Here is a 26,171-nt window from a genome sequence, read left to right on the forward strand (position 1 = left end):
AAAGGTTTACATATATCCTTGACATCGACAAGCCTATTCCATCTTATCAAAAGTGCCTATTTGGCTATAAACCCCTCACCATATGCCTCAAACCATGAAACTCAATGCAGATGTTGTTTTATCCTCAATTTTAAATTTAAATTGTAAATTTTTACAAAAGAACTAAACAAATATAATGTCGTTAGGTATAGTATATAACTATTTTATAAATAAATTAAACTTTAAGATTATGAAAAGAAATGCATGGCTTCCCTTTTTAGTAGCCGGAGGATTTCTCTTATTCGCTTCCTGTGATGTAGATGATACGCCTGTTGTTGGTGACCCAACAGAACCAACAGATCCGGCAGGGGTACAGACGGTTGAGTGGACTGCCGAGCAAGTCCGCATGATTTCCCGAAATTCGGGAAATACCATCCCTAGGGTGGATTTTGATGAGGGTGTGGATGTCATGCCTGGCTATCATCAGTGGGATTACTGGCCTATCCTGAATTTGGATGGATCGATTGCAAACATCAACGGATACCGTGTGATGATCGTTTTGACGGCGCCGGATACTGTACTTTCGGGTAAGCGGCACGATATCGTAAGGCATCGCTATGCGATTTCTTCAGATGGGGTCAACTGGGAAGACAAAGGAATGGTGTTTACGGAAGACGAAATCATCGGTTCCCGACAATGGGCTGGAGCAGCTTATTATGACCAAGGCCAGGTGTATTTCTATTACACGGCCACAGGTGACAAAGGTGAAAACATGGAAGGAAGGTTAAGCAGTGATCCAAATCCCGGTGATCTTTCCTACGATCAAAGGATAGCTCTAGCCACTGCACAGGTAAGTGGTGAAGCGGGAACTGTAAACTTTGAAAATTACAGCCAACACAGCGTCATTCTGGAAGCTGATGGACAAATTTACCAAGAGGCCACAGGCATAGATGAAACAGGAACCGTATTTGCCATGCGGGATCCCTTTGTGTACAGAGATCCTGAGACCAACAAGTTTTACATGACTTTTACGGCCCGTGAGGCAGGTGATATCACCACTTACAACGGTGCCGTAGGCTTGGCTGAAGCGGTGGACAATGATCTGACCAATTGGAGACTACTCCCTCCTTTAGTGGTGACAGACATCAATTCCGAACTGGAAAGACCTCACTTTATCCTTTACGAAAACAGGTATTATTTGTATTTTTCTACTCACATAGAAAAATTCTCTCCGGAAGTCATGGATAGGGTCAATTCCCCCGAAGGAATGTATGGATTTGTCGCTGATGATTTTCTTGGACCCTATGAGCCCCTCAACGGAAGTGCACTTGTCGCAGCAAATCCAGTAGAAGATCCTTACGCAACTTTCTCTTGGCATGTATTGCAGGACAATACGGTATTAAGTAATACCAATTACTACAACATACAGCCTGGACTGGAAGTCGGAGACTTTGGTGCATTGGGAGAAGATTGGGACCGTAGACACTTTGGAGGAACCCTTGCCCCAAGATTGGTGCTATCGGTAGATGGCAATGAAGTGACGTTAACCAACACACTTCCACCTTCTTTACCTTAATTTTTTCAGCTTTTTGAATAACGCTCTTGCTTATTCCTTGGTTAACAATAAGTGCCGGATTTTATCCGGCATTTTTTTTTGTTTGAACTCGCGTGAATGTTGCCGTGATCATTAGGTTTGGATTGATCTTACTTTGGCAAAGGTCCCATTTAATCTTCTTTTCTAACGAATCAGCCAAGCACCCCTTTTTAGATTTGGATATTGCTTGAATTTTTACAAACATCTGCCCATAATGTATAATGGATACTGTCTCTGTTATCAATAGGTTTACATAAAGCTTACAACATTTTTAAAATCAACAAAAGATGAACTTAAAAAACAAAGTGGTGATCATTACTGGAGCATCCAGCGGAATAGGGAAAGCAACGGCGGTAAAACTTGCCAAGGAAGGTGCCTCGGTAGTATTGTGCGCAAGAAGTGAAGATGAACTGAATCAATTGAAGGAAAAAATTGAAAAAAATGGCGGAAAAGCACTGGTCGTAAAAACGGACGTGACCAAACCCGCTGATCTTGAAAAAGCCGTTTCTCAAACTCTGGATCAATTCGGGTCCATCGATGCCTTGATTAACAATGCCGGACTTATGCCCCTTTCTTACATCGAAAAACTCAAGACCGATGAATGGGAGAAAATGGTCGACGTCAACATCAAAGGCGTACTCAACGGGGTGGCAGCGGTATTGCCCACGATGCGCAAGAATAAAAGCGGTCACATCATAAACATATCTTCTTCGGCAGCCCACCGATACTTTCCTGGAGGGGCCGTGTACAGTGCCACCAAGGTAGCCGTAAAAATGTTTTCTGATGGGCTGAGACAGGAGTTGGCGCCGACCTACGGAATCAACGTGACCTCCATAGAGCCTGGTGCCGTGGACACCAGCTTGTTTGAAACAATCACCGATGATGATGTCAAAAAGAAACTTGCAGGAATGAAGGAAATGACCACGCTTGAGGCAGAGGATGTCGCCGACGCCATTTTCTTTGCCTTAAACCAGCACGACCGGGTAAATATCAATGATGTGTACCTCATGCCAACAGAACAAAAATAATTAGTAAGTACCCTAAAAACAGCAATAAAATGAGCGAAGTAGGAACCAAAGAAACCATAGAGACCATCAATCCCACAACAGGTAAAAGTCTCGACCACTTTGAATACATGACCAACGAAGAAATGCAGGAGGCCATATCAAAATGCCATCAAGCCTTTCAGTCATGGAGGGAAGTATCTCTGGAAGATCGGGCTGAAAAAATCAGAGCCATTGGAAAAGAAATGCTTAAAGCCAAAGAAGAGTTGTCTCAATTGATGACCGATGAGATGGGGAAGACCCTGGTGCAAAGCAGGCAAGAGGTGGATTTGTGTGTGGCCATCTGCGAATACACCGCTGAGATGGGACCGAAGGATTTGAAAACCGAGGAAAGGGAAATGGTCAATGGCGTAAGAGGCCGGGTTTCATACGCTCCCCTCGGAGTAATTTATGGCATTCAGCCCTGGAATTATCCGAGCTATCAGGTGGTAAGATACTCCATAGCAAGTCTGATGGCAGGCAATGCGGTTTTATTGAAGCACGGCTCCAATGTAACCGGTTCGGGTAAGATGTTGGAGCGCATTTACCAAAAGGCCGGTCTCTCGGAAGGCTTGTTTACAGTATTGGTGATCAGTCATGAGCAGTCCGATGAGGTGATCAAACACAAACTGGTAAGGGCAGTTACTTTCACTGGAGGTCCCGATATAGGAAGGCATATAGGACAGTTGGCTGGCGCTGAGTTGAAAAAATCGGTTTTGGAGTTGGGTAGCAATGATGCTTACCTGGTTTTTGAAGATGCGGACATTGATTTGGCTGTAGAAACCTCTGTAAAAGGCCGCATCTACAACAATGGCGAAACCTGCATTGCTGCAAAGCGATTTATAGTGACTGAGAAAGTGTACGACGCGTATCGGGAGAAATTTGTGAAGGCGATGTGTGCAGTAAAAATGGGCGATCCCAATGACGAAAGTACTGAATTGGGTCCTCTGGCACGCAAAACCCTTCGCGATGACTTGCACGAGCAGGTAGTACAAAGCGTGGAGAAGGGCGCGAGGATCGCTTGCGGAGGGAAAATTCCCGAAGGGGAAGGGTTTTTCTATCCCGCCACGGTTTTGGAAAATGTGCAGCCCGGACAGCCTGCCTATGAGGATGAATTTTTTGGCCCGGTAGCTTCCTTGATCAAAGCCAAGGACAACGAAGATGCCATGCGCATCGCCAATGACAGCCGGTACGGACTGGGTGGAGGCATCTTTTCCAAAGATGAGGAAGGCACCATCAAAATGGCAGAGCAACACTTTGATACCGGAATGGTGTTTATCAATACCTTTGGACTTGCTGATCCTGCCATGCCCTTCGGTGGAGTAAAAAATTCGGGCTATGGCCGTGAACACGGCGGCTTCGGATTGAAAGAATTCGTAAACATCAAAAGCATCATGTTAAGGTAGTTTAAATGTTTTACCGATTTGTATAAAAGCTTGTTGCCTCGGCAGCGAGCTTTTTTTGATTTATGGAAAGTCAATAGCAAGCGGCTTTGATTATCCTGTCAAATTTGGGATAGCTTCGGTTGTTGAAATGGGTCAATACGGAAATCTTACCGTTAAAAGCATTCCTGCTTTGCTTACCCCATCCTAATGAATATCTTGGGTAAAAATTAAAATCCATGCAACCTATCAAAGTTTCTTCCGCGCAGTTTGAGAACCACAGTGGGGATAAAAATCACAACCTTGGGGTGATTGAAAAGTTGGCCGCAAAGGCGGCAGCAGAAGGGTCTCAGGTAATCTCTTTCCACGAATGCTCGATTACGGGGTATTCATTTGCCCGGAAACTGTCCGGTGAAGAATTGTTAGGAATAGCTGAATCAATTCCCGATGGGGAGAGCATCCAAAGATTGATAGCCATTTCAAAGCAATATGACATCGTTATTCTGGCGGGATTGTTTGAAAAAGATGAATCAGACCATATTTACAAAGCCTATGTCTGTGTCGGCAAAGAAGGTCTGATAGCCAAATACCGAAAGCTTCATCCCTTTATCAACCCCCATATTCTTCCCGGGAATGCCTATTGTGTATTTGAGCTTTTTGGATGGAAGTGCGGGATCTTGATTTGTTACGACAACAACATCATCGAGAATGTCAGGGCCACCAAGTTGATGGGTGCTGACATCATTTTTATGCCCCATGTGACCATGTGTACCCCTTCCAGCAGACCGGGAGCGGGATTTGTTGACCCTAAGCTATGGGAAAACAGGCAGCAGGATCCCACTGCACTCCGGTTGGAGTTTGATGGCATGAAGGGAAGGGATTGGTTGATGAAATGGCTCCCTTCACGGGCCTATGACAATGCCGTTTATGCCATATTTTCCAACCCGATCGGAATGGATGATGATCAGCTCAAAAACGGTTGCTCCATGATCATTGATCCTTTTGGGGACATTTTGGCAGAATGCAGGAGTTTTGAAGATTCTTTCGTCACGGCAGAACTGTTTCCTTTCAAACTTACTGAAGCAGGTGGTAGCCGGTATCTCAAAGCCCGTAGACCTGAACTGTACGGAGACATTATCGGGAAATCCCACCAATCAGAACAAAAAGTCGCTTGGTTGAAAAAATAGTTTAACCTGTTTATTTATGGGTGAAGTTATATTTTTTCCAATGTGAGTGATCAGATTCCCCCATTTTTTCCCCGTTTTCACTTCCCCTCATTTTGAGGAAGGAATTGACAATATTTTTATTTAAATTCATTGGAAAAAAAATAGTGTCCACCTATCTTTCCAAGTACAAATGATCCGAGTTTGTTTTTCCACCATCCTGCTTTTACTGATCAATTTAACCTTTGCCCAAACCCCCTCCCAAAAAAAATCACCACCCTTGTCCGAAGCCAGTCCCCAAAGCGTGGGCATCTCTCCTGACAGACTGAAAAAACTCGATGCCATGTTGGAGGAATCGGTTGCATCGGGTGAAATTCCGGGTGCGGTAGCCCTGATTGTGCGAAACGGTAAAGTGGTGTACCACGCTGCCAAAGGAAAAGCGGATGTGGAAAGCGGGAAGAACATGTCCAAGGACGCCATCTTCAGAATCGCTTCCCAGACCAAAGCCATCACTTCCACCGCGGTCATGATGCTATGGGAGGAGGGCAAATTCACCTTGGACGACCCCATTTCCAAATATATCCCCGAATTCAAAAACCCTCAGGTGCTCCAGAACTTCCGGTTCGCTGACACCACCTATACCACAGTTCCTGCCAAACGGGAGATCAGCATCAGACATTTGCTTACCCATAGTGCAGGCATCGGGTACGGGGGGATTGACAGGGATGAGCGCATGAGGATGATTTACCTCAAGGCAGGAATTGTGGAAGCCTTCGACACCGAGGGGATGAACAATGAGCGGAACATCAGGAATCTGGCAAAAATGCCGCTCCATCAGGATCCGGGAGGGAGCTTTATCTATTCCATGAGTATCGATGTGTTGGGTTACCTGGTGGAAATCGTATCCGGGATGTCGTTGGACAGCTTTTTTCAGGAAAGGATCTTCAAACCTTTGGGCATGGGTGACACCTATTTTTACTTGCCTGACCATAAAGCTTCCCGGATGGTAGCCCTCCATCTCCCGGAAAACGGCGCTTGGGTCAAATCCACTCCCAATATAGGTTGGGACATCAACTATGCAATAACGGGGGCAAAAACCCATTATTCCGGAGGAGGAGGACTGAGCGGCACTGCGATGGACTATGCGAAGTTTTTGCAGATGTACCTCAATGGGGGCGAATACAATGGCATCCGGATCTTGAGCAGGAAAACCATAGAAACCATGATGGGATACCAAATGGTCGAATTGGATGCCAACGAAGGAAAATACCATGGACTGGGATTTGCGGTCAGCACGGATAAAACTGCTGCCATAGGGGGCCTTGGCAGCGCCGGCACCTTTGAATGGGGCGGAGCATTCAACACCCAGTATTTTGCCGATCCACAGGAAAAGGTGATAGGGATTCTGATGAAACAAACCTTAGGCGGTTCAGAATCCACTGACTGGAAATTCAGACAAATGGTCTATTCCCTTTTTGATGATTGAATTTACCTCAACTTCTGAAGTAAAACAGCATAATGAAAAATAATATCCGCACAAAATGCGTATAAAATTACGCCTGTTCTCCGCATCCTTCTTTTTGTCCATGCCAAAAAAACACAAGTGGTCAGGATTGTCATTCTGGCCATGTTGACCACTTGGTGGGGCGGTCAGGATGGCCGGATTGACAGTTTCAGGATCACTGGAATTTTATCCGTCGAAGATGATTTTGGACTGAAAAGGGTAGGTCAACATCATCGGAACAGGTGGTCAAAATCACCAGAACAGGATGGTCAAGATAGGTCGGAATAAATACTTAATTCATTTATGAATAGGACCCAATAATTCCTTTCCATCGAGGCTTCCAATAAAGTCACTTTTTAAGCGGTGCCAGCAACAGGTAAAAAACCCAGGCAAACCATGAAATAAAAATCACGGCCAAGACCCAGGCCAATTTTTCACCACCCCTTGTCTTGCTTGAACTGATGATGATCAATACAGGCAACAACCAAAAGAAACCGATGACCGCAAAAATGATCAATAAAAAAATATCTGATTCCATATCCTATTTTTTTGATTCTTTCAATTATAGTGTTTTCGGATCAATTAATAAATTCAACTGGCGATTTTTTTGTTTTAAAGATAATTGATCGGGTTTTATGGGTAAGAACCATATAAATTTAAAAGGATTTATGATTATGCATCTTGTTTACCTCAAGATCCTTTCCATTCCAAGCATTTCTTTGATGTTGGCTTTATGCTTTGCTTGGATTTCTCTGCTTTCTCCGTTTTGAACAGCTAGTTTTAATACCCTAACTATCTTACTTTTATTCTGCTGCGTATAGGGTGCCGGGATATTTTCTGTTTCTATTTTTTTAAGCACGTCCAGAATCCTCTCTGATTTGACCACAAATGTTCCACTGGGGATAAAACTCAGGTCTTTAAACACACAATCTCCATAAAATACGACCACGGAAAAAATAGGAATTTGATAAGGACTCAACAGTTTCTTTAAATTTTGGATATGCTTTTTATTTTGTACAACAGGATTGTAAAATCGATATTTTTCTTTTCCGAAAGCCAACACCTGTGTCCATTTGGGCTGATATCCCGTTCCATATATCCATCCGCTGTATTTTTTTACTTCAAAGACAATTAGGCCAACTTTAGTGGCAAGAATCAGATCAATTTGGGAAAATTGACTTTCATTCATTTTCAGATACAGGTCGTGAAAAATGGTTTGAGCCGGATACCTCGACTTGAGTAGTTTTAATACCAATTTCCTTTCCGTACTCGTCCCTCGATTTGGTGTAGTTACCTTTTTTAATCAGACTTACCCAAAACCTAAAGTAAGTCAAATTTTTATCATAGTAAAGTACAATAACTAAAAGCGACAGCCTTTTTTAACCATTTTACCACAGATTCTTGGCAAAAATGCTTCATTTGCACCACAAAAACTACAACCTAAGAACAAACTCCGACAACCTACGTCACAATAATGTTTATTTCACCAACTTCCATTGGTTTATTTGATAAACATTTGTATCTTCATTTCCGTTAAGAAAACAGCTATGGAAAAGGAAATCAATATCAGGTTAAGTGCCAAGCAATTGCCGTCAGGGAATTGTCAGGTGAAGTTTTTTGTGGAGGACGAGCAAAGACCCCAATACGGGTACCTGCTCGTGCAGGAACCCAAAACGGTAGGGGAGATTATCTCGGAAATCAGGGAAAGGATGGAAAAAAGAATGCATGCTTACCATGGCTTGAATCCCTTTTCGGTGAAAACTCCTCTGAAGGATGACCATAATTTTTACCTTTACACTGCTTAAGCCATCTGCCATGTTTCTAGACCATAATCTTCGATTCCTAAGAAAACAAAAGGGCTGGACCCAGCAGGACCTTGCGGATCAGCTGGCCGTGCAACGGACCATGATCTCGGCCTATGAGGACGGCCGGTCAGAACCCAAGCTCTCCACCCTGAAGCTGTTGGGCCAGCTGTTTTCCATTAGCATAGACGAACTCCTCCACCATGACATCGAAAAGTCCGGCCGCAAGGTGGTGCAGGACAAAGACATCCGGGTGCTGACCGTTTCGGTGGATCAGGAGGGGGAGGAAAACATCACCTTTGTCAAGCAAAAAGCCTCCGCAGGTTACCTCAACGGTTTTGCCGATCCGGAGTACATGGAGTCCCTGCCGCAGTTTAACCTGCCCCACCTCTCGCGCTCGGCCACGTATCGGGCGTTTGAGATCTCGGGGGACAGCATGTTGCCCCTTGTGGCGGGTACCATCATCATCGGCGCCTATGTGGATCAGCTCAAAGCCATAAAAAGCGGAAAAACCTATGTCCTGGTCACCGCCTCGGAAGGGGTGGTCTACAAGCGGGTATTCAATTACCTAGACGAAAACGGCAAGCTCTACCTCGTCTCTGACAACGAACTGTACAAACCCTATGAAATCAGGGGTGAGGAGGTCATGGAAATCTGGGAAGCCAAGGCCTTTATCAGCACCGACTTCCCCAACCCAAAAGACAAAATCAACCCCGTCACCCTCGAAGACATTTCCAACATGATCGTGGAACTGAGGAGGGATATTGTAAAGTTGAAATAGTATAAACCATATAAGGGATATAAGGATGTTGAAGGTAGAGTTGGGAAAACAGAGCACTGAAATACAGAAGAACAGAAAATGCTGAAAGCCCGAACCTCAAAGGTGAAAGCCAGAAGAGCTCAAAGCCTGAAGCTGAAAGTTGGGAAAATCGGACATGAGAAAGATCTTCGCCATTTGGAAAACTGCCTCCCTTTTACCGTCACTCTGAGCGGAGCGAAGCCTGCCTGCCGGAGTCAGGAGTCTACGAAATTTCGGAGAGATGCCTGCCCGAATGTACAGGCGGGCTTTGGTAGGCTCAACGAGTGACGAATGATGAATTAGGTCGAGAGAAAGATCGTTCTACAGACTGCGCGGTGGGTCGCCGGAAAACCGAGGGTGCGTTGGGCCTTGTGGGCTGAAGGTTTTTTCCCGGCTTGACTTTTTTGTTACTTTTTGGGTCAAGCCAAAAAGTAAGAGGAAACATGAATTCAAAAATCAATTCAAGAAAGCCATTAAAAATCCGGTCTTTGATCCAATTCTTGGAAATGTGGAAAACTGCCGCCCTATTATCGTCATTCTGAGCGGAGCCTGCCCGCCAAAGGAGGGAGTCTTCGAAATTTCGGAGAGTTGCCTGCCCGAAATTTCGGAGAGATGCCTGCCCGAAAGTCAGGCGGGCCTGCCCGAATGTACAGGCGGGCTTTGGTAGGCTCAACGAATGACGAATGATGAATTAGGTCGAGAGAAAGATCGTTCTTCAGACTGCGCGGTGGGTCGCCGGAAAACCGAGGGTGCGTTGGGCCTTGTGGGCTGAAGGTTTTTTCCCGGCTTGACTTTTTTGTTACTTTTTGGGTCAAGCCAAAAAGTAAGAGGAAACATGAATTCAAAAATCAATTCAAGAAAGCCATTAAAAATCCGGTCTTTGATCCAATTCTTGGAAATGTGGAAAACTGCCGCCCTATTATCGTCATTCTGTGCGGAGCCTGCCCGCCAAAGGAGGGAGTCTTCGAAATTTCGGAGAGATGCCTGATTTTATCCCTTAAAACTCCTATGCCCTTATATCCCTTATATGGTAAAAAAAATTAAAACCATATAAGGGATTTAAGGAGATGTAAGAAAGATTTTTAGGCCTCTATTTTGGTTAAAGCCCATTTACTCTGCGCAGGACTTCGGGAATGCCCGATTGCAGCCATCTGATTAGAATGGACAAAGTGCCCAGCAACAACATCACAAATCCCACCCCCACCAGCAGGGTGGGAGAGGCAAAGGTTTCGCCAAATGAAAAAACCAACAGCATGATCAGCGTGGAAAAGGGCAGGGAAACGGCCAGCATATTGACCGCCAGTTCCAGATCAAAGGTGCTTTTGTTTTTGGCAGTGCCCAGCTTTTTTTCCAATCCGGCTATGGCCGACATATGGGCAAAGGGCCAAAAGCTGATCGCACTCTGAGGAAAGACCACCAAAAGCAAGATCCCGGCAGCCGGCAATCCGGGCATCAGCAGGATAAATGCCGCGCTGATCCAAAAGGTCAAACCGGAGCGAACCAGCAGCAAACCGGTGATTTTCCCGATCTGTTTCCAGTTGAACACCACCGCCAAGCCGATATAAATCAGTACCAAAGGGGTCATCAGATAACTTAGGTTTAGGATGGCAGCAGAAAGAAAAGGAGGGAGGTCATCCATATGGATCCCCAAAGTCAGCAAGACCAAAGCCAGGAAAATGACCAGGTTGATGGGTTCGTTGATCAGACTGAGCATCAGGGATTTCATCTTTTCGGTTTTTCCGGTTTTTAGTCCGGGGTGGTTTTTCAGAAACCAACTCATGGCAAGCAGGTAGGCCATGATCAGGACAAAGACCTTGTTGCCGATATCTGCCAAAGCCCCCCAGGCCAAAGCATCATCTCCCAGGTATTCGATCAAAAAGGGAAAGCAGGACAGCCCGGGAGCCAGTGAGGGGAAGAGCAAAAGGTAGGTCCGGTACTTGGGATGGTCCTTTTCTAAGCCAAAAAAGGGCAGGATTAAACGGAGAATCAGGTACAGCAGGCCATTGAAAGCCAGGGCCATCAGCGGCAAATAGAAAAGGTCGTCATGTACCTCCGCCTTGAGTAGGGCCACAAAAATGATGGCAGGCAAGGCCACGGTCAGGATCAGGGTTTTCAGCCCTTTGAGCTGTGCGGGATCACTGAGCTTTTTGCGCAACAGCAATCCAATCACCAAAAGTAAAAGTAAAGCAAGCGTCTTTTGAACGGCCATATGCATAGGGATTCCATTGATTAAGTTCAAAAGGCAGTTTTGGGCGGGTAATTTTAGGCCTGTGTGGTCTTAAGGGCTTCGATAAAATATTGCATCTCTTTCAGAGTGCCCATGCTGACCCTACACCAGTCCTGATCATCGATCTCATAGACCCTGATGCCGACTCCCTGATCCATCATGGTTTGGGCAAAGGCCTTCCCGGCTGTTTGGATGGGGAAAATCATAAAACTGGTATGGGAAGGGATCTCCTGAAATCCCAGCGCATGCAGTTGTTCGGAGGTGTAGGCTCGGGAAGTTCTGTTCCACTCTCGGCAGTTGGCCACAAAGGCCTCATCCTGATAACTGGCAATGGCACCTTTCAGCGAGGTGACACAGAGCCCCATGGTGCTTCTGACCAATTGGGTGACCGAGGCAACCCTTTCCGGTGTCGCCACCATATAGCCAATCCTCAGGCCTGCCATGCCATGGATTTTGGAGAAAGTCCGGGCCACAATGACATCATGCCCCTTGGCAACCAAATCCACCATGGACTGTTCCATGGGATTGTCCATAAATTCCAGGTAGGCCTCATCCACAAAAACAGGTGATTTTTGGGAGGCGCTTTTACAAAAACTCCTTAAGGCCACCGCATCTGTGACCGAACCCATGGGGTTGTTGGGGTTGCAGACATAAATCAACCTCGTGTCTGAGGTGATGGCGGCTTTCATCCCCTGCAGGTCATGGCTGTGGTCTTCCAACAAAGGAACTGCCTGCCAGGTAGCCCCCACGGCCTGCGCAGTATTGACAAGGGACATGTAGGAAGGATCGGCGGAGATCACCTGTCCACCCTTTCTGCAGAGGGCGATGGCTGTTTTTTCCAGCAGATCTGTGGAACCTGGTCCCAGCATGATGCAATCTTTGCTTACGCCTTCCTTCTCTGCGATCAGGTCAATCAGATAGGCCGCATCCCCATGCCCATACCGGTTGCCTTCAGCCACAGCAGCTGCGATGGCTTTTTGGGCTTTTTCGGAGGGACCAAATGGATTTTCATTGGCCAAAAGCCTTGCCCGCATGGGTACTTTGTTGAAGTGCCCTGGATTAAGTTCCACCAAGCGGCTTTGGCTGCTTATTTTGGACAGGGCGGCCGTTTCCATGGAATCCGCAAAGCCTTTGGTCAACAAAGACAGTCCTCCCATCCCCAACAGGCTGGACTTGATCCATTTTCTTCTATTCAGATTTTTCATGATCGTATATCAGATTTCCTATGCATTAAATTTAAACCATTTTTATTGAAAAAAGTGTAAAAATTTATATAGTTGGTTAAAAAATAGATCAATGATTGATTAAAATGTATAAGTTGGCTGATAATAGGTTTGAATTTTTTGTAGAAGACGGAAGTTAGGAGGGGAAGTCGGGAGATGGAAGATGCCCTTTTTATAGTCACTCTGAGGGGAGCGAAGCGTCTTCGTTGTTCCGGAGAGATGCCCAAATATCCCTTTTATGGTAATAAAAATTAAAACCATATAAGGGATTTAAGAATATTTAAGTTAGATTTTTGAGGCATTTCTGAGGATCTTTTTTGGCGAAAGCTGGAAGATTTGGATTTACGATTTATGGGTTGGGAATGTTGAATGATGAATTTTTGAATAAGTTCGAAATACAAAAACTACTATGCCCTTATATCCCTTATATGGTGAAAAATATAAAACCATATAAGGGATTTAAGGATCTATAAGTTAGATTTTTGAGGCATTTCTGCGGATCTGTTTTGGCGAAAGCTGAAAGATTTGGGATTTACGATTTACGGGTTGGGAATGTTGAATGATGAATTTTTGAATAAGTTCGAAATACAAAAACTCCTATGCCCTTATATCCCTTATATGGTGAAAAATATAAAACCATATAAGGGATTTAAGGATCTATAAGTTAGATTTTTGAGGCATTTCTACGGATCTTTTTTGGCTAAAGCTGAAAGATTTGGGATTTACGGTTTACGGGTTGGGAATGTTGAATGATGAATTTTTGAATAAGTTCGAAAGACTAAAACTCCTATGCCCTTATATTCTTTATATGGTGAAAAATATAAAACCATATAAGGGATTTAAGAATATATAAGTTAGATTTTTGAGACATTTCTGCGGATCTTTTTTGGCGAAAGCTGAAAGATTTGGGATTTACGATTTACGGGTTGGGAATGTTGAATGATGAATTTTTGAATAAGTTCGAAATACAAAAACTACTATGCCCTTATATTCTTTATATGGTTTAAAAAAAATCGAAACCTAAAAACTAACCGAACTGGACAAGGTGATAGAAAAATTATCCTGATTCCTGGGGTGGGCATAAGGGCCATAACGATAATACAATCCAATCCCCCATCCCTGCCGCTGAAATCCGGACCTAAACTTAAGCAGATTGGTGAGTTCCACCCCCGTTTCCCAAAAACCCCTTTCCATCGTATTAAAACTCACAAAATCATACCGCTCGGGTTCGGAGAGGCTGCCTATGGCGAAGCTTTGGACAAACTTCAATTGGGGGCTTAAGATGGCCACTTTTCCCAAATTGGCATTGAACAGCGGACCGGTGAGGTGCGCGTAGCTAAGGAAGGCACTTCGGTCTGATAGAAATTCATAGATGTTCATGGTCTGCAAAAATCCGGGAAAGCTAAAGCCAAAGTCAAAGGGATTGTTTCCGATCAGGTTGATGCCATAGCCTGTGTTGAGGTAGGATAGGGGCAGGTTGTTTCCCCAGATGCCGTGCAGGGCCATGGTAAACTGATTGGACGAATTGCCTTTGTGCCAAAGGTGGTGAAATTTGAATTCAGAGTTCAGATAATCCATTTCCCCTCCCAAGAAATCCGGAATGGCCCTGGAAACCCTCAGGCCCACGACGGGATAGCTGCTCGACCAGCTGATCACTCCTTTGCCGATTCGGGAAAGGTTTTCATTGCCTGCCCATCGGAAATGCAATCCGACTTCGGAGGACACAAAGCCAAGCGGAAAGTCATCCGTAGGCACTTCTTGGGCAAAGTTCAGGATGGTGTTTCGATTTTCTCGGGAGCTGAAAACCGCCAGTTGAGCCCCCAAAAACGGGCGGTGGGCAATTTCTACGGCCATCCTTTGCACACTGTCCATCCGGTTGGCCAGAAACCTCCTGAAACCTTCCCCCACGGTACTGAAGGATTGGGGCAGCCTCAGCTGGGTGGTTCCGGGTTCTGAAAGGTCCTGACTGTACTGAAACCTTAGTTCGGTATCGTACTTTTTTTCCAGATGCAAAGCCAGTTGCCCGCCGTACTTCCAGGCATTGTCCCCAAAACCATAGCGAAAATAGCCATCCAGGGTAAAGAATTCCGAGACCTTTTCGTTGGTCGAAAGGCCGAGCCCCAGAGCAAACCTTTCGTAGCGGTTGAACCGAAGCAGCCGGTTGGGGAGCAAGTCTACGGGTCCGATGGCAAACCTGCCCATCACCATTTGACCGACCAATCTCGTGGCCCACTTCAGCCTTCTTTTGTCTTTTTCGTCCATTTCATCAAACCTTTCATAAGTTCGATATTCCCTGAAGGTGAGGGAATCCAGCCTTAACTTTTCCCAATCCACATCCTTGTGCTTGATATCAAACGAAATGTTGATGGGGCTTAACTTGTCCTTGTTTTCCAGGTTGTTTATCTGCACCTGAGACAGGAAAGTCTGGTTTTTGATCAGCATAAGAAACCCTTCCACATCGTTTTCCGTGCTGAGGATGCTGGTGTAGAGTTGGGATGGAAACCAGTGTATTCCGTTCCATTCGTTTTTTTGCTGCAATTCAAACCGTAGGGAAGAAGTCTTGTCCGCACCCCTTAGCGTCATGTTTTCGATGGCATATTGTTGGTTTGAAATGTAGATCAAGCCTTCCAGCAACTGATGGACCTTACCCGGTTTAGGGAGATATTGGATGATGTAGGTGGTATGGGTGTCATTGACGATGCTGTCTTCCAGGTAGTAATCATATTTCCGAAGCCCATCGTTGGATAAGGGGTTGACAAAGGGGACTTCCAAAATGGACAGGTGGGGCGTGTAAAAGGAAAAGGGCTGAAAGCCGCTGGAAGCCAAGGCCACCATGGGGTTTTCAATGCCCGATATTTTGGAAGCTTTGATGGATTCGTTTCTCCTTCCGGGCCTTTTGTAGCGGACTTCAGAGTGACTCTCGGCGATAAAAATATGTCCCCCTTCCAGAAAATGGAAGGTGGTGTCCTCATAATCCCGGTTTTCATTCACCCCATCCAGGGTCATGACCGTTTTGTTGTAGGTTTGGTATTGATAGGAGGACAACTGATCGGGGTCATTTTTCTCTTTGTTGGCAATGGTTTTTTTGATGATTGGGATGGCCGGATTTTCCCCGGGCAGCACAGTGACCTCCCCCAGATTGACCAAGGTGGCCTCCAAGTAGATGTCCTGCCGATTTTGAAGCTGTTTAATCTCAAAAACCCTTTTTTCAAAACTCACATGAGAGACGATGATGCGCTCATCCCCTTCTTTCAGGGCAAGTCTGTACCAGCCCCGGATATCCGACACCGTGCCCCTTGTGGGATTTTGGCCGATGACCTGAAGGTTGACAAAAGGGATGGGCTGTTCCGTTTTTTCATCGTAGACATGGCCCTCTAGGACCTGCCCCTGCGCGGGAAGACTACCAGCAACGATCAAAATAAATGCACTCCATGATAAAAGAAATAGCCGCAGTGACATGGTATTAAAATTAATTGGGCTTGACGTTAATACCTATACCAATGTTGGGAGCTGAAGGTTTCAGATAATACAGGAATGAAGCATTAACCTGATCAGTGAGAAAAAAATCCTACCCATCAGCCAACACAAAAATGATTTAAGGCAAGCAATTTAAGGTTAAGACGTGGCCAGATTGGAAAAACCAGACCTGATTTTTGACAGGGCATCAAAGCTGTCGTCAATGTTGACCACCCCTTTTCCCAATTCGTACCAAAGGCCGTCACCGGTATCGATAAAATCACCTCGTTTGGTAGGTGTTTTTTCTGAGGCCTGATCATAGTCATAATCCGGCAGATAAACGAAGCTAAGCAGTTCTTTGGCTTCCTCCCAATCCACGATTTTTAGTTTGCCGTTGACCTGCAGTTCGGCTTTTCTCAGGGAGAATTTCATGGTCAATTCGTACAGATCCTGAGCCTCTGAGCTATTTTGACTGAATTTAACGCTCAAAGGGGCCTCTTTTTTGTTGATTTCAAAAATGGCCTGAATAAATTCCTGCGCCATGGTTTCCCATTCTTTCTGATTGGAAGGGATGCTCCTTTCGATTTTGCCGTGGAGATCCTTGGCCAGGATCTTGATGCCGCCGTTCTCATCCAGGCTTTTTTTCAGGGTCCACTTGGAACGGGCATACAGGTCCTTCATGGGCTGTTCCCATACGTTGGGTAATTCACCGATAAAGGCATAATCGTCATCCATCGTAAATCCTTCTTCCAGGATTTCCTCCTCCTCAAGCTCCTCCCTTGAGGTATAATGCATATCAAACTGGGTATTGATGAAATTTCTGGAAAAATTCATCTTGATCTTGAACTGATGGCTGTAGGGTGGGGGAACGGTGCCAGAGTCAAACTCAATTTCCAATCGGGTGATGTCTTCGGTTTTCAGGTGCATGCAAAGTCAGATTTAATCAAAAGAATTGTTACGAAATAAAATTAAATGACCATCATCTACAAAAATATGCATTTATTTGGTATTTCATCAATTTTTATTTTGGCTTCGGTACTTATAGAAAGCCGCCTGCGCCAGCTGTTGGAGCCAAAAGGCGAAAAACCCTGCCAAAATCCCCACGAGCGCACCGACGAAAACATCGGCGGGATAATGTACACCCAGGTAAATGCGGGTATAGGAGAAGAGGAGGGCCCAAAGAAATAGCCATTTTAGCTGCACATAAAACTGCCCGATGGCCAAAAAGACAAAAGTGGCCACACCAAAGGAATTGGCCGCATGGGAGGAGGCAAAACCGTACATTCCCCCACAGCGGCCATAATTATGAATCAGGTCCATCCACCGATCATCCTGACAGGGCCTCAGTCGGCCAAAAAAAGGTTTCATAAAGCTCGAAGTCCCCTGATCTGCGATCAAAACGGTCAAAGCCAGACCCAGAAGCAGCCAGATGCTTTGGAGGCCAAATTGCCGCACCATCAGGTAAGCCAAGAAGAGATACAGGGGAACCCAGGTGATGGTTTGGGTGGCCTGGAATACGATGGCATCCAAGCTTTCCGAATGGAAGCTGTTCAGCCACAAAAACAGGTCCTCATCCCATGATTTTAAGGTTTCGATCATAAGCTAGATCCAATTGATATCTTTTTTGAGATGCGCTAGGGTAAAGGCTTCAGCTGTTCCCGGCGCTGCCTCATGCATGTACGTCCACTTAGCCAGTGGAGGCATGCTCATCAGGATGCTTTCCGTACGGCCATTGGTGTCTAGACCAAACTTGGTCCCCGCATCCCAGACCAGGTTGAATTCCACGTACCTACCCCTTCTAAGTTGCTGCCAGGCTTTTTCATTTTCTCCGTAAGGCAGGTCCTTGTTCTTTTGCATCAGGTGGGTATAGACTTTGGGAAAAAGGGTACCAATCGATTGGACAAATTCGAAAAGGCGCTCAAAAGGCATCTCGTCCGTGGCTACGAGCCGGTCAAAGAAAATACCTCCCACTCCCCGGGTTTCTTGGCGGTGGCGGATATAAAAATAATCATCCGCCCATTTTTTGAATTTAGGGTAAAAAGCCGGATCAAAGGCATCACAGGTGTTTTTGACAGCTTGGTGAAAATGGGCCGCATCCTCCGCATCGATGTAGTGGGGCGTAAGGTCTATCCCCCCTCCAAACCAATAGGTTCCGTCACTCATTTCAAAATAGCGGATGTTCATGTGGATGATGGGCACCATGGGGCTTTCGGGATGGATGACTATGGACACGCCAGTGGCAAAGAAATCAGCCTTTTTCAATCCCAGTTTCTGCAGGATTTTTTCAGGAGTAGGCCCATGCACGGCCGAAAATGCCACACCTCCTTTTTCGATCACCTGACCATGGGTCAAGATCCGGGTTCTTCCTCCACCTCCTTCAGCCCTATCCCAGAGGTCTTCCTGAAAAACCCCCTTTCCATCCGCTTTTTCCAAGGCCTGGCAAATGTGGTCCTGTATGTTTTTGAAGGTTTCCGCGATCTGATTTTTGTCCATGTTACAATAATTGTGATGATATCCTCTTTTATTAAAACGGATAGCCTATACCCACATTAAAAACAGTCTGCCCGCGCTCTCCCAATGGTCTGTTGAAGGATAAGTTATCCAAAATCCACCGTTCTCCCTCAGGCCTCGCAGGGTCATAGGCTTTGATACCCATGTCCAGCCTGATGACCAGAAATTCAAAATCCATCCTGACCCCCACACCGGTACCCACGGCAATTTCTTTGTAGAATCGGTCTACCCTGAACTCCCCGCCTTCTCTGGAAGTTCCACCCGGAAAGGTCCAAATGTTACCGGCATCCACAAAAACAGCCCCATCAAAATAGCCGAAGAGTTTTTGTCTGTATTCAAACATGGCCTCCAAAAGGATATCTCCCGGCTGCTCAAATCTATAATCAAAGGTGCCGTCTTCCCGGACTGCCGGCGTAAAAGAACCCGGACCCAGTCGCCTGGGCAACCAAGCCCTGATACTTGTACTACCTCCGGCAAAGAAGTATTTTTCATAGGGTAAAATCCCGTTGCTTACCCCGTAAGGCCTGGCCACGCCGAAGTTGAGTCGGTGTGCGAAGGTGTTTTTCTTGCCTAAGGGAATGTACCGTCGGTAATCCGCCTGCATTTTCACAAACTGAAAGTAAGCCAAACTCCTCTGTTCTATAAATTCAGTGGACAACAGACCCAAGGTAGTTCCCCCGCTTTCCAGAAACAAACGAAGCAGGGAAGCCCTGTTTTTCTGGAACATGCCATATTGGTTGAAATTGATGATCACTTGTCCCGATATGCTGCTCACATAGGAAGGCAGGAAAGAATTGATCAGGTTGTTGCCCTGTGCCTGCAGTGCCGTGAGCAGATCCTCAAAGGCAGGATCCAAATTGGAACGGATAAAATTGGCATCCAGCAGGTTAAAGGTATACTGTTGTCTGAGGTTTCGCGTGTTCCAGTTATAAGAGATCAGGCTATTGACACTTTCACGGATGTATTCAGGCCGGTTGATGTAATTGTAACCGACCAGGGTTCTGGTCCGTGGGTTGTACCGGCCAAAGCGCTTCAGGGAACCACTGGAAAAGGGAATCAGAAACTGGGGAAAAATCACTGATCCAGACAGGCTGAGCTCCCGGCTACGAAATACGCCTCCTTCGGATGTGGCCGAAACCACCCCTTCCAATCCAGCTCTAAAATTCAATTCAAAGATCTCCGCCCCTCTGAACAGGTTTCTGTTTTTCAGCGAGTGACTGAAAAACGGTCCCGGCAGCTGTTCGGTAATACTTGCTCCCAGCAGGTTGGTGATCTGATACTTTTGGTTGGGTTGGGTAAATATCCTGGTTTTGATGGTATTGCCTAAGGTATCAAAGGTAATGTTTACAAATCTGAAAAGGTCCAGATTGGCCAGCTGCCTTTGGGTTTCCAAAATATTGGTTTTGTTATAGAGGTCTCCAGGTTGGAGAAAAATCCTGGAATTGATGATTCTTTCTGAATATACATCTCTGTAAAAAATAAAGTTTTTTTCATCGAAATAGGCCCCCACCTCCTCGTCCTCAATGACTGAACTGGGGGAGTTGATCGTAAAAAAAATAGAATCCAGACGGTAAGTTTGGTGGTCATCTCCTTGGCTAGGCCTGTTGATGATCTGCTCGATCTCAAGTCTTCTGGTCACAGTGTCCTTGTAGACATTGTACTCGATATAGGATTTGGAAAAGGTGTAGAAGCCATTTTCCTTTAAAAGGTCTTCGATTCGCTGCCGTTCCTTAGTGAGTTCAGCCTGAATGTACCGATTCCCTTTTTTGATCAGGCTGTTGTTATTATGCGCTTCCAGTATCCGGTAAATTTCCTGATTCTCTGAGCGGGTGTACATGGAGTCGATCAGGTAGGGTTCATTCTCTTTGATCACATAAGTGATGGAGGCTTTTTGGTTACGCCTTTCCACTTCCGTTTCCACAAATGCGTCAAAATATCCCTGGTTTCTAAGGTAGAATTCTATTTGGTTTTCGGACTCTATTGTTTTTAGGCTGTCATAAATCACCTTGGGATTACCGGTTCTCATCGCCCAGTTGCCATATTCCAGTTTTTTGTTCAGGTCCTCGATTTTGGATTCTACTTTGGTGATTCGTCTTCTGAGCTTTTTGCTGTTGGGGCTTTGGTCTATGCTTTGTCCGAGCCCATCTTTTTCCGACTTGTATTCCTCCAGCCTTTTGGCCAGTTTGAGGCTGTCATATACACTTTCCCCGATATTGTAAATGAAGGTACCAATGGAAAAATTGATGACGGGGATTCTGGTGTTCGGTTTTTGGATAATCAGGTTTCGGACGCCTTCCCGATTGCTTTTTTCCACCCCTTCCATGTTGACATCGTACACCAGATATTGATCCTCATTAAGTCCCTTGGTCAAAGAACAGCCAGTCATGAAAAGCAGGAAAATAAGAAAGTTTATATATTTGGCTTTATTCACTGTCAAACCTAAAATCAATGCCCAGCAAAAATACGCTTAAGTTTATTAAATCCTTGCAACAGAAAAAATTCCGAAGGCAAGAAAATTCGTTTTTTGTGGAGGGGACCAAGAATGTAACGGAATTATTGCGATCTGATTACAAAGTAACACATCTTTTGTATACGGAGAAATTTCAGAAGGAGCAGTCTGAGGAGCTGGTGAGATTTGGAGGAGAACAATTCCTGGTCAGCCCCAAAGTGCTGGAGAGCTGCGGAGGATTTCAAAGCAATGACAGTGCACTGGCAGTGGCCCAAATCAAATCCAATGAAAATCCTCCTTATGTTCATACCGAATGGGTACTGGCATTGGATGAAGTGAGAGATCCCGGCAATCTGGGCACCATTATCCGGATCGCAGACTGGTATGGGATCCAAAACCTGATCCTTTCGGAAGGGACGGCAGATTTTTACAATCCCAAGGTCTTGCAGGCAAGCATGGGTAGTTTTACCAGAGTCAAGGTGTTTTATACCGAATTGGCAGCTTATCTTAAAAACTTTCCGGGAGAAATTTATGGTGCATTTTTGGGGGGTGAGTCCATTCATGGCCTTTCGCTGCCATCTGGTGGATTGCTGGTGATGGGCAGTGAATCGCATGGCATTTCTCCTCACTTGGAAGCTTATATTTCGAAGAAGATCACCATTCCCAGATATGGACAGGCTGAATCACTCAATGTCGCTGTCGCCACGGCCATCATCTGTGACAACCTGAAAAGATACAATTCACAGGTGCTATGAACCTCATTCCGAAGCCTCTACAAAAGGTAGGTTTAAATACCTTTTTCCTGTTGCTTATTGCCATGATTTTTCTGGCTTACTGGTTTCCGGAATGGGGCTCTGACCAAAGCGTATTGCCCTTGAAGTTGATTACCGGTATAGGCATTTCGGTGATTTTCTTTTTTTATGGGGTCAAACTTGACCCAAAGCAATTGCTCGCAGGGCTATCCAACTGGAGATTGCATGTCACTGTGCAGGCGACTACTTTTCTACTTTTTCCATTATTGGTATGGCTACTTTATGCCCTTTGGGGAGATGAAACTTCTTATTTGTGGTTGGGGACTTTTTATCTGGCAGCCCTGCCTTCTACGGTTTCTTCTTCCGTGGTCTTGGTCTCCATGGCAGGTGGAAATATGCCTGCCGCCATCTTCAATGCCAGTATTTCAAGTATCATCGGCATCTTTATCACACCGGTTTGGATGGACTTGATGTTGCCTGAGAGTGCCGTAGCCTTTGATTTGGGCCCTACCTTTGTCAAACTGATTTTACAGATTCTACTTCCGGTTTTGGTTGGCCTTTACTTTCACCAATACCTGGGGAGTTGGGTTGGTAAACACAGCCGGTCTCTTAAGAATTTTGACCAAGCCATCATTCTGTTGATCGTATTCTCTGCTTTTTCGGAATCCTTTGAACAGAAAATGTTTGAAGGACAAAGTGCCTTTCAGTTGATTTCACTGGGCTTCTCGATGCTGCTATTGTTCTTGTTTATGTTTATGGTCATGTATTTATTGGCCAAAGCCTTTGCTTTCAAGCGAGAGGATCTCATTACGCTGGTCTTTTGCGGTTCCAAGAAATCACTGGTCCAAGGTGCCGTGATGGGCAGGGTGATGTTTCCTGATCCCGTGGTTCTCGGGGTGATTTTGTTGCCTTTGATGATTTACCATGCGTTGCAATTGATTGTAGGAAGTGCGATCGCGCAGCGATGGGGAATGAGGAAGGATTTTTGATTTACGAGTTACGAGTTACGATTTGGGATTTACGGGTCTTGAATGATGAATGATGAATGTCGAATTGTGAGTTTAAAATAGGATCAGTATTTCAAGATGACAAGCGGACAACAAAGAAAAAGCTCAAAGCTAGAAGCTCAAAGGTGAAAGCATTAGGAGCTCAAAGCCTGAAGCTGAAAGTTGGGAAAATCGGACATGAGAAAGATCTTCGCCATTTGGAAAACTGCCGCCCTTTTACCGTCACTCTTAGCGGAGCGAAAGCCTGCCCGCCAAAGGGGAGAGTCTTCGTGTTTTCGGAAAATCGGACAACTGGACATCATTTTTAGCAATCACCCAATATGGCCCTAAAACCAGCCCCGTAGGGGCAAAATATGGGTAGTCCTGGGTAAGCGGAGCGCAACCCCGGAACAAAAAGCCCCCATTCTCCCCGTTTCGGCCCCAGATCTCCATCGGAGGATAATTTTGTTGCCGAAACGAATGGAAATACGATTTACGAGTTTTGATTTACGATTTGGGAATTTAGAATGATGAATGTCGAATAATGAATTTAGAATGGCTGAATTCCTATGACATTGGTTTATGATTTACGAATTGGGACTTACGATTTACGGGTTGGGAATGGTGAATTTAGAATGATGAATGTCGAATATCGAATAATGAATTTAGAATAGGGTCAGTATTTCAAGGTGACAAGCGGACAACAAAGAAAAAGCTCAAAGGTGAAAGCATAAGGAGCTCAAAGCCTGAAGCTGAAAGTTGGGAAAATCGGACATGAGAAAGATCTTCGCCATTTGGAAAACTGCCGCCCTTTTACCCTCACTCTGAGCGGATCGAAGCCTGCCCGCCAAAGGAGAGAGTCTTCGTGTTTTCGGAAAATCGGACAACTGGACATCATTTTTAGCTATCACCGAATATGGCCCTAAAACCAGCCCCGTAGGGGCAAAATATGGGTAGTCCTGGGTAAGCGGAGCGCAACCCTGGAACAAAAAGCCCCCATTCTCCCCGTTTCGGCCCCAGATCTCCATCGGAGGATAATTTTGTTGCCGAAACGAATGGAAATACGATTTACGAGTTTTGATTTACGATTTGGGAATTTAGAATGATGAATGTCGAATAATGAATTTAGAATGGCTGAAGGCCTGTGAAAACGATCGCTATAAAAACGAAGTATCTTCCATAGCTTCCTCGGTCATTTTGAGGGCAATTTCTTTGCCGAGGTAATTATCGATCAGGGCGTGGCCAAGGTAAAGCAGTGGGGTAAGCAGAATGGCCATGGAAAATTTGTAAATGTAATTGATGATGCCCACAGAGACGACTTGTGCCCAGGACCAGTTGCCAAAAATGTAAAAAGCAATCCCAAGCACCACAAAAGAATCAATGAACTGGGAGACCAAGGTAGAACCGGTGGCACGTAACCAAATCATTTTGGGGCCTGTGATCTTCCGCAGTTTTTGGAAGACATAGACATCCACCAATTGGCCAATCAGGAAAGCAGTCAGGGATCCGATGATGATGCCCAGTCCCTGCCTGAAAATGATATTGAAAGCATAATCAATGTTGAAGGGATTTCCTGCCGCATCCGGCGTGTTTACCTCCAGCCAAAACGGGGCAGGGGGGAGTGGGGTGACAAAGGCAATGACAAAAAAGACATAAGCAATGAAAAAGGCCGTGATAAAACTGATTTTACGAACCCCTTTTTTGCCATAATACTCATTGATGATGTCTGTAGTGATAAACACCACCGGCCAAATCACCGCGCCTGCAGTCAGGTTAAAATCCAACACATAATCTCCAAAGAAGGTCCAACCGGCCGGTTCCAAACCCAGCGTTAATTCTCCGGAGAAAATCTTTACTCCAATGATTTCTGCGAGGATGGCATTGGTAAGAAAAATACCGCTCAAAATGATAAAGAGGTTGGTCTTTTTGGACTGGAATGCCGATATTTTTGCCATACATTTAATGGATGGGGTAGGTTTCCCCTTCTATGCTGAGATAACTTTCATCAAATATTCCCTTTGCTTCATTCAGGAGCGGGTTAAGGTCGTGGTATCGGGTAGAGTAGTGTCCCAGTAACAGTTTTTTGACCTGTGCTTGCTTGGCAATGGTCGCAGCTTGTGCAGCCGTGCTATGCAAAGTTTCAGTGGCCCTTTTTTCCTCTACATTCATGAATGTGGCTTCATGGTAAAGCAAGTCCACGCCTTTGACGATTTCCACCAATTCAGGATCATACACCGTATCAGAACAGTAGGCATAGGTCCTTCGGTTAGGTGGAGGATATGTAAATTCCTCTAAGCTGAAAAGGACATCACCCGACTCATCCAACACATGTTTACCGGATTTCAAGGTATTGATTTGAGAGAGATTCAGGTCATGTTCCTGTAATTTCTCCTTAATCAGGTTATTGGGTCTTTGTTTTTCTTTGATGTAAAAACCGGTGCAGGGCAGTCTGTGTTTCAGCGGGAAACTGAACACCTCAAAGCCATCAAGATCCAAAACCAAATCCCATTTTTCATGCTGGGTGCACACAAAATTGACTGGATAGCTGAGCGCTGTCTGCGTATGTTTCAGTTGAACCGTGATGATTTCATCCAGTCCTCTCGGACCAAAGATGGTCAAGGGTGATTTTCTTTTATGCAGATGGTAGGTAAACAGCATGCCCATCAAACCCAAATAATGATCCGCATGAAGATGGGAGATAAATATGTGGGAAATTTTGAAAGATTTGAGGTGAAATCTCCTCATCTGAATCTGAGCACCTTCGCCACAATCGATCATGATGGAATTTCTGCCCAAATTGACAACCTGGGAGGTCTGATTCCTGTCGTGGGCCGGGGCAGCCGAATTGGAACCCAAGATGGTCACATCAAAATCCAAAATCAATCCTCTTCTTCCTCCTCCGCGGATCCGTTTTCAATTTCGTGGATAAAGATGGCCTCTGCGGCTTCTTCAAGGTTATCGACGATGTTGAGTACCTTGTCAAGCATAGATATCTGAACCAACTTTTTGACATGATCCTGTGCCGAGGAAATGATAAAAATACCACCACTTCGGCTGTATTCTCTATGTCCGGTCAGTAAAGCACTCAACCCACTGGAATCTGCATATTTCACATTTGCCATGTCCAAGATCAGGTTCTGGTATCCTTCTGCCAGTACGGTCAACAGTTCAGATTTCAGTACGGGAGAAAGGGAAGAATCCAATTTCTCTTCCATTGGTGTGAATATGACGTATTGCTCTTTTTTATCTACGGTGTATTTCATAACGGTCTTAATGTATAAATATAATTAGTAAAGAATTG

At 45.3% G+C, this 26,171-nt stretch carries 23 protein-coding genes; 11 read left to right on the forward strand and 12 right to left on the reverse strand.

Annotated elements, in window-relative coordinates; genetic code table 11:
• The first annotated feature begins 229 nt into the window (after positions 1 to 229).
• The 6 genes from H1A14_RS02030 to H1A14_RS02055 all read left to right on the forward strand — a co-directional run bounded on the left by H1A14_RS02030 (position 230) and on the right by H1A14_RS02055 (position 6,953).
• Entirely contained in the window at positions 230 to 1,555 is a 1,326-nt protein-coding gene (locus tag H1A14_RS02030; RefSeq protein ID WP_194774527.1) for a glycoside hydrolase family 68 protein, read from the forward strand.
• Positions 1,556 to 1,860: 305 nt separating this feature from the next.
• The gene (locus tag H1A14_RS02035) at positions 1,861 to 2,601 is read left to right on the forward strand and encodes an SDR family oxidoreductase (protein WP_194774528.1); all 741 of its coding nucleotides are present in this window, start codon (positions 1,861 to 1,863) and stop codon (positions 2,599 to 2,601) included.
• Between the two features lie 29 nt (positions 2,602 to 2,630).
• Positions 2,631 to 4,022 (forward strand): NAD-dependent succinate-semialdehyde dehydrogenase, encoded by a 1,392-nt coding sequence (locus tag H1A14_RS02040; RefSeq protein WP_194774529.1) that lies wholly within the window; start codon positions 2,631 to 2,633, stop codon positions 4,020 to 4,022.
• A 215-nt stretch (positions 4,023 to 4,237) separates the two neighbouring features.
• Complete coding sequence (locus tag H1A14_RS02045) at positions 4,238 to 5,185, forward strand: nitrilase family protein (RefSeq protein ID WP_194774530.1); 948 nt, start codon at positions 4,238 to 4,240, stop codon at positions 5,183 to 5,185.
• Between the two features lie 169 nt (positions 5,186 to 5,354).
• On the forward strand, positions 5,355 to 6,647 hold the full coding sequence (locus H1A14_RS02050) for a serine hydrolase domain-containing protein (protein WP_194774531.1): 1,293 nt from the start codon (positions 5,355 to 5,357) through the stop codon (positions 6,645 to 6,647).
• A 117-nt stretch (positions 6,648 to 6,764) separates the two neighbouring features.
• Positions 6,765 to 6,953 carry a hypothetical protein gene (locus H1A14_RS02055; protein ID WP_194774532.1) on the forward strand — a complete coding sequence of 63 codons (189 nt, stop codon included), beginning with the start codon at positions 6,765 to 6,767 and terminating at the stop codon, positions 6,951 to 6,953.
• A gap of 61 nt (positions 6,954 to 7,014) precedes the next feature.
• Here the strand turns inward: H1A14_RS02055 and H1A14_RS02060 are convergent, their stop codons facing one another.
• Together H1A14_RS02060 and H1A14_RS02065 are read right to left on the reverse strand one after the other, a co-directional pair.
• Entirely contained in the window at positions 7,015 to 7,203 is a 189-nt protein-coding gene (locus H1A14_RS02060; protein WP_194774533.1) for a hypothetical protein, read from the reverse strand.
• Between the two features lie 147 nt (positions 7,204 to 7,350).
• Positions 7,351 to 7,920, reverse strand: a complete 570-nt coding sequence (locus H1A14_RS02065; RefSeq protein ID WP_194774534.1) for a nuclease-related domain-containing protein — start codon at positions 7,918 to 7,920, stop codon at positions 7,351 to 7,353.
• A 292-nt stretch (positions 7,921 to 8,212) separates the two neighbouring features.
• Here H1A14_RS02065 and H1A14_RS02070 point away from each other — a divergent pair, with 292 nt between their 5' ends.
• The 3 genes from H1A14_RS02070 (at position 8,213) to H1A14_RS02080 (ending at position 9,554) form a co-directional block, all read left to right on the forward strand.
• Positions 8,213 to 8,470 (forward strand): hypothetical protein, encoded by a 258-nt coding sequence (locus tag H1A14_RS02070; RefSeq protein ID WP_194774535.1) that lies wholly within the window; start codon positions 8,213 to 8,215, stop codon positions 8,468 to 8,470.
• 10 nt (positions 8,471 to 8,480) lie between these two features.
• The gene (locus H1A14_RS02075; protein WP_194774862.1) at positions 8,481 to 9,248 is read left to right on the forward strand and encodes an XRE family transcriptional regulator; all 768 of its coding nucleotides are present in this window, start codon (positions 8,481 to 8,483) and stop codon (positions 9,246 to 9,248) included.
• 78 nt (positions 9,249 to 9,326) lie between these two features.
• The gene (locus tag H1A14_RS02080) at positions 9,327 to 9,554 is read left to right on the forward strand and encodes a hypothetical protein (protein WP_194774536.1); all 228 of its coding nucleotides are present in this window, start codon (positions 9,327 to 9,329) and stop codon (positions 9,552 to 9,554) included.
• A gap of 811 nt (positions 9,555 to 10,365) precedes the next feature.
• Here the strand turns inward: H1A14_RS02080 and H1A14_RS02085 are convergent.
• The 7 genes from H1A14_RS02085 to tamL form a co-directional block, all read right to left on the reverse strand.
• Positions 10,366 to 11,475, reverse strand: a complete 1,110-nt coding sequence (locus H1A14_RS02085; protein ID WP_228527500.1) for an AEC family transporter — start codon at positions 11,473 to 11,475, stop codon at positions 10,366 to 10,368.
• Between the two features lie 53 nt (positions 11,476 to 11,528).
• The gene (locus tag H1A14_RS02090; protein WP_194774537.1) at positions 11,529 to 12,698 is read right to left on the reverse strand and encodes a pyridoxal phosphate-dependent aminotransferase; all 1,170 of its coding nucleotides are present in this window, start codon (positions 12,696 to 12,698) and stop codon (positions 11,529 to 11,531) included.
• Between the two features lie 1,038 nt (positions 12,699 to 13,736).
• Positions 13,737 to 16,175, reverse strand: a complete 2,439-nt coding sequence (locus H1A14_RS02095; protein ID WP_194774538.1) for a DUF5686 and carboxypeptidase-like regulatory domain-containing protein — start codon at positions 16,173 to 16,175, stop codon at positions 13,737 to 13,739.
• A 156-nt stretch (positions 16,176 to 16,331) separates the two neighbouring features.
• Positions 16,332 to 17,099 carry a hypothetical protein gene (locus H1A14_RS02100; RefSeq protein ID WP_194774539.1) on the reverse strand — a complete coding sequence of 256 codons (768 nt, stop codon included), beginning with the start codon at positions 17,097 to 17,099 and terminating at the stop codon, positions 16,332 to 16,334.
• Between the two features lie 87 nt (positions 17,100 to 17,186).
• Complete coding sequence (locus H1A14_RS02105) at positions 17,187 to 17,771, reverse strand: phosphatase PAP2 family protein (protein WP_194774540.1); 585 nt, start codon at positions 17,769 to 17,771, stop codon at positions 17,187 to 17,189.
• 3 nt (positions 17,772 to 17,774) lie between these two features.
• A complete protein-coding gene (hemF, locus tag H1A14_RS02110) occupies positions 17,775 to 18,665 on the reverse strand; it encodes an oxygen-dependent coproporphyrinogen oxidase (protein ID WP_194774541.1) in 891 nt (296 codons plus the stop codon).
• Between the two features lie 31 nt (positions 18,666 to 18,696).
• Positions 18,697 to 21,114, reverse strand: a complete 2,418-nt coding sequence (tamL, locus tag H1A14_RS02115; protein WP_449406493.1) for a translocation and assembly module lipoprotein TamL — start codon at positions 21,112 to 21,114, stop codon at positions 18,697 to 18,699.
• A gap of 17 nt (positions 21,115 to 21,131) precedes the next feature.
• On the opposite strand from tamL, the gene H1A14_RS02120 reads away from it, so the two are divergent.
• Positions 21,132 to 21,887, forward strand: a complete 756-nt coding sequence (locus H1A14_RS02120; protein WP_194774543.1) for an RNA methyltransferase — start codon at positions 21,132 to 21,134, stop codon at positions 21,885 to 21,887.
• Positions 21,884 to 22,873, forward strand: coding sequence for a bile acid:sodium symporter family protein (locus tag H1A14_RS02125; protein WP_194774544.1), 990 nt, complete (start codon positions 21,884 to 21,886; stop codon positions 22,871 to 22,873). Before H1A14_RS02120 ends, H1A14_RS02125 begins: the two co-directional genes overlap by 4 nt.
• Positions 22,874 to 24,027: 1,154 nt before the next feature.
• Here the strand turns inward: H1A14_RS02125 and H1A14_RS02130 are convergent.
• From H1A14_RS02130 to H1A14_RS02140, 3 genes are read right to left on the reverse strand one after another with little or no spacing between them, the layout of a single operon-like run.
• Positions 24,028 to 24,825 (reverse strand): queuosine precursor transporter, encoded by a 798-nt coding sequence (locus H1A14_RS02130; protein ID WP_194774545.1) that lies wholly within the window; start codon positions 24,823 to 24,825, stop codon positions 24,028 to 24,030.
• Between the two features lie 4 nt (positions 24,826 to 24,829).
• Complete coding sequence (locus tag H1A14_RS02135) at positions 24,830 to 25,747, reverse strand: ribonuclease Z (RefSeq protein ID WP_194774546.1); 918 nt, start codon at positions 25,745 to 25,747, stop codon at positions 24,830 to 24,832.
• Positions 25,748 to 25,749: 2 nt separating this feature from the next.
• Entirely contained in the window at positions 25,750 to 26,133 is a 384-nt protein-coding gene (locus tag H1A14_RS02140; protein ID WP_194774547.1) for an STAS domain-containing protein, read from the reverse strand.
• Between the last annotated feature and the right edge of the window lie 38 nt (positions 26,134 to 26,171).

This window comes from Pararhodonellum marinum (genome assembly GCF_015354735.1).
Lineage (GTDB): Bacteria > Bacteroidota > Bacteroidia > Cytophagales > Cyclobacteriaceae > Pararhodonellum > Pararhodonellum marinum.